At 56.7% G+C, this 5428-nt stretch carries 3 rRNA genes; all 3 read right to left on the reverse strand.

What is annotated here, in order from left to right:
• Positions 1–8: 8 nt before the first annotated feature.
• Positions 9–121: ribosomal RNA gene (gene rrf, locus SBI80_RS28115) — 5S ribosomal RNA — on the reverse strand.
• Between the two features lie 169 nt (positions 122–290).
• Positions 291–3412 (reverse strand): 23S ribosomal RNA (locus tag SBI80_RS28120).
• A gap of 405 nt (positions 3413–3817) precedes the next feature.
• A 16S ribosomal RNA gene (locus SBI80_RS28125) occupies positions 3818–5339 on the reverse strand.
• Together the 16S, 23S and 5S rRNA genes form the textbook arrangement of a ribosomal RNA operon.
• Positions 5340–5428: the final 89 nt, after the last annotated feature.

Raw genomic sequence — 5428 nt, forward strand, 5'->3', positions numbered from 1 at the left:
TAAAGGGTGTTCGGCGGTGTCCTACTTTTCCGACCGTGTGGTCAGTATCATTGGCGCTGGTAGGCTTAGCTTCCGGGTTCGGGATGGGTCCGGGCGTTTCCCTGCCGCTGTTGCCGCCGTAACTCTATTTTATTTTCAGCCCCTGGGTGTTTTTTGGTGGTGGGGTGTGGTCTGTCTGATTGTGGATCGTGGTTGCGAGGTCAGTCGTGGTGTCACACGAGTCGTTGATTACCGCAAGAAGGGGTTTTCTTCGATTCCCGTTCACCCCCGGGTTGAGGGGGGTGGTGGGTGTGTGTAAGTTTTCGGCCGGTTAGTGCCAGTTCCCTGCAACCATTGCTGGTCTTCTAGGTCTGGTCTATCGATCCCGTGGTCTGCGGGGGGCCTTATCCCACTTGATGGGTGAGAAACCTGGTCTTGGAAGAGGTTTCCCGCTTAGATGCTTTCAGCGGTTATCCTGTCCGAACGTGGCTATCCAGCCGTGCCCCTGGTGGGACAACTGGTAGACCAGAGGTTCGTCCGTCCCGGTCCTCTCGTACTAGGGACAGGTTTCCTCAAGTTTCTGACGCGCGCGGCGGATAGAGACCGAACTGTCTCACGACGTTCTAAACCCAGCTCGCGTGCCGCTTTAATGGGCGAACAGCCCAACCCTTGGGACCTGCTCCAGCCCCAGGATGCGACGAGCCGACATCGAGGTGCCAAACCATCCCGTCGATATGGACTCTTGGGGAAGATCAGCCTGTTATCCCCGGGGTACCTTTTATCCGTTGAGCGACACCCCTTCCACTCGGGGGTGCCGGATCACTAGTCCCGACTTTCGTCCCTGCTCGACATGTACGTCTCGCAGTCAAGCTCCCTTGTGCACTTGCACTCAACACCTGATTGCCGTCCAGGTTGAGGGAACCTTTGGGCGCCTCCGTTACATTTTTGGAGGCAACCGCCCCAGTTAAACTACCCACCAGGCACTGTCCCTGAACCGGATATACGGTTCGAAGTTAGAAGCCCAATACGATCAGAGTGGTATTTCAACAACGACTCCGCCCACACTGGCGTGTGAGTTTCACAGTCTCCCACCTATCCTACACAAACCGTAGCGAACTCCAATACCAAGTTGTAGTGAAGGTCCCGGGGTCTTTTCGTCCTGCCGCGCGTAACGAGCATCTTTACTCGTAGTGCAATTTCGCCGAGTCTATGGTTGAGACAGTTGAGAAGTCGTTACGCCATTCGTGCAGGTCGGAACTTACCCGACAAGGAATTTCGCTACCTTAGGATGGTTATAGTTACCACCGCCGTTTACTGGGGCTTAAATTCTCAGCTTCACACCCCGAAGGGCATTAACCGGTCCTCTTAACCTTCCAGCACCGGGCAGGCGTCAGTCCGTATACATCGTCTTGCGACTTCGCACGGACCTGTGTTTTTAGTAAACAGTCGCTTCTCACTGGTTTCTGCGACCCCCCACCGCTGCCGGCCGCGAAGGCCATGACGGCAAGGGGTCCCCCTTCTCCCGAAGTTACGGGGGTATTTTGCCGAGTTCCTTAACCATAGTTCACTCGTACGCCTTGGTATTCTCTACCTGACCACCTGTGTCGGTTTGGGGTACGGGCCGTGTGTGTGCTCGCTAGAGGCTTTTCTCGGCAGCATAGGATCACCGAATTCGCCTCACTCGGCTATGCATCACCTCTCAGGATGTATGAGACCCGGATTTGCCTAGATCTCTCCCTACGGGCTTGCCCCAGTACAACCACTGACTGGTACGGCTACCTTCCTGCGTCACCCCATCGCTTGACTACTACCCACCCGGGTCCCGTGCAGCCGGTGGCACTCTCACCCCGAAGGGATCGATGAACCACCATTTGGACGGTTAGCAGAATGGATTCGTCACGGGCGCGCACACACGGGTACGGGAATATCAACCCGTTGTCCATCGACTACGCCTGTCGGCCTCGCCTTAGGTCCCGACTCACCCTGGGCGGACTGGCCTGGCCCAGGAACCCTTGGTCTTTCGGCGGGCAAGGTTCTCACTTGCCTTATCGCTACTCATGCCTGCATTCTCACTCCCACACCCTCCACAACTGGATCACTCCGCTGCTTCACCGGATGCAGGACGCTCCCCTACCCAGCCTTGCGGCTGCCGCGACTTCGGCGGTGTGCTTGAGCCCCGCTACATTATCGGCGCACAATCACTTGACCAGTGAGCTATTACGCACTCTTTCAAGGGTGGCTGCTTCTAAGCCAACCTCCTGGTTGTCTTCGCGACTGCACATCCTTTTCCACTTAGCACACGCTTAGGGGCCTTAGTCGGCGATCTGGGCTGTTTCCCTCTCGACGCACGGAGCTTATCCCCCGCCGTCTCACTGCCACACTGTTGACTTACCGGCATTCGGAGTTTGGCTGACGTCAGTAACCTTGTGAGGCCCATCGGCCATCCAGTAGCTCTACCTCCAGTAAGAACCATGCAACGCTGCACCTAAATGCATTTCGGGGAGAACCAGCTATCACGGAGTTTGATTGGCCTTTCACCCCTACCCACAACTCATCCCCTCAGTCTTCAACCTAAGTGGGTTCGGGCCTCCACAACATCTTACTGCTGCTTCACCCTGGCCATGGGTAGATCACTCCGCTTCGGGTCCAGAACACACCACTACACCACACACTACTGTGCGGATACGCCCTATTCAGACTCGCTTTCGCTGCGGCTACCCCACACGGGTTAACCTCGCGACATGTCCCTGACTCGCAGGCTCATTCTTCAAAAGGCACGCCATCACCCCACCACGAAGGAGGGCTCTGACGGCTTGTAGGCACACGGTTTCAGGTACTATTTCACTCCCCTCCCGGGGTACTTTTCACCATTCCCTCACGGTACTAATCCGCTATCGGTCATCAGAAGGTATTCAGGCTTACCGAGTGGTCTCGGCAGATTCACAGCAGATTTCACGGGCCCGCTGCTACTCGGGAACACCAAACAAGGCAGGCATCGGGTTTTCACGTACCGGGCTCTCACCGTCTACGGCAGGCCATCCCAAGACCACTTCCGCTAACCACGACACTTTCTCACTGCCCTCCAGGGAGGTAGCCCTAGAAGATTGGGTCCCACAACCCCGCACACACAACCCCTACCCGGTATCACATGCATACGGTTTAGCCATCCTCCGCTTTCGCTCGCCACTACTCACGGAATCACTATTGTTTTCTCTTCCTACGGGTACTGAGATGTTTCACTTCCCCGCGTTACCCCCCGCACCCTATGAATTCAGATACGGGTAACACGACATCACTCGTGCTGGGTTTCCCCATTCGGACATCCTCGGATCAACGCTCGGTTGACAGCTCCCCGAGGCTTATCGCAGCCTCCTACGTCCTTCATCGGCCTCTGATGCCAAGGCATCCACCATGCGCCCTTAAACACTTACAACACAAAAACCAATTGTTGCATTCAACAAAATCGAAATTACACCACAACAACCCACACCAACCTCAGCCCCACCACCCCACGAAAGGGGCTAGCAGAACCTCGACTGCTGCGAGTTGATGCTCGCAACCACTATCCACGAATCAAACACCACACCCCACCACCAAAACCTGGGGCAACAACACGCCTCCCACCACACGCAGTGGCCAGGGAAACACGGGCCTGTTGTCTCAAAGCCCAACAGTGTGCTTGGCAGTCCCCACCCCCCCACACAGGAGAGCTGAGTTCATGTTCGTCATGTGCACCAGACCCCCACCCACTACAGGCAAGAGGCCATCTTCACGAATCGCTCGGCACACCGAACCCCCACACGATGTGGGCGGGACCGAGTCTCGTGGTGCTCCTTAGAAAGGAGGTGATCCAGCCGCACCTTCCGGTACGGCTACCTTGTTACGACTTCGTCCCAATCGCCGATCCCACCTTCGACGGCTCCCTCCCACGAGGGGTTAGGCCACCGGCTTCGGGTGTTACCGACTTTCATGACGTGACGGGCGGTGTGTACAAGGCCCGGGAACGTATTCACCGCAGCGTTGCTGATCTGCGATTACTAGCGACTCCGACTTCACGGGGTCGAGTTGCAGACCCCGATCCGAACTGAGACCGGCTTTGAAAGGATTCGCTCCACCTCACGGCATCGCAGCCCTTTGTACCGGCCATTGTAGCATGTGTGAAGCCCTGGACATAAGGGGCATGATGACTTGACGTCATCCCCACCTTCCTCCGAGTTGACCCCGGCAGTCTCTCACGAGTCCCCACCATGACGTGCTGGCAACATGAGACAAGGGTTGCGCTCGTTGCGGGACTTAACCCAACATCTCACGACACGAGCTGACGACAGCCATGCACCACCTGCACACAGGCCACAAGGGAACCGACATCTCTGCCGGCGTCCTGTGCATGTCAAACCCAGGTAAGGTTCTTCGCGTTGCATCGAATTAATCCACATGCTCCGCCGCTTGTGCGGGCCCCCGTCAATTCCTTTGAGTTTTAGCCTTGCGGCCGTACTCCCCAGGCGGGGTACTTAATGCGTTAGCTACGGCACGGATCCCAAGGAAGGAAACCCACACCTAGTACCCACCGTTTACGGCGTGGACTACCAGGGTATCTAATCCTGTTCGCTCCCCACGCTTTCGCTCCTCAGCGTCAGTTACTGCCCAGAGACCCGCCTTCGCCACCGGTGTTCCTCCTGATATCTGCGCATTCCACCGCTACACCAGGAATTCCAGTCTCCCCTGCAGTACTCCAGTCTGCCCGTATCGCCCGCACGCCCACAATTGAGTTGTGAGTTTTCACGAACAACGCGACAAACCACCTACGAGCTCTTTACGCCCAGTAATTCCGGACAACGCTCGGACCCTACGTATTACCGCGGCTGCTGGCACGTAGTTGGCCGGTCCTTCTTCTGCACATACCGTCACTTGCGCTTCGTCTGTGCTGAAAGAGGTTTACAACCCGAAGGCCGTCGTCCCTCACGCGGCGTCGCTGCATCAGGCTTGCGCCCATTGTGCAATATTCCCCACTGCTGCCTCCCGTAGGAGTCTGGGCCGTATCTCAGTCCCAGTGTGGCCGGTCACCCTCTCAGGCCGGCTACCCGTCGTCGCCTTGGTAGGCCATCACCCCACCAACAAGCTGATAGGCCGCGGGCCCATCCCACACCGCAAAAGCTTTCCCCCACCAGGCCATGCGACCAGCAGGGTATATTCGGTATTAGACCCAGTTTCCCAGGCTTATCCCAAAGTGCAGGGCAGATCACCCACGTGTTACTCACCCGTTCGCCACTCGAGTACCCCGAAGGGCCTTTCCGTTCGACTTGCATGTGTTAAGCACGCCGCCAGCGTTCGTCCTGAGCCAGGATCAAACTCTCCAAACAAAAACAACCCACACCCAAAGGCACAGGTGGAATTCGAATCAGAAAAAATTCGACCTAACAAAAGACACCAAAAACTGGCATCAAAAAAA

This window comes from Mycolicibacterium sichuanense, assembly GCF_033741125.1.
Classification (GTDB): Bacteria; Actinomycetota; Actinomycetes; order Mycobacteriales; family Mycobacteriaceae; genus Mycobacterium.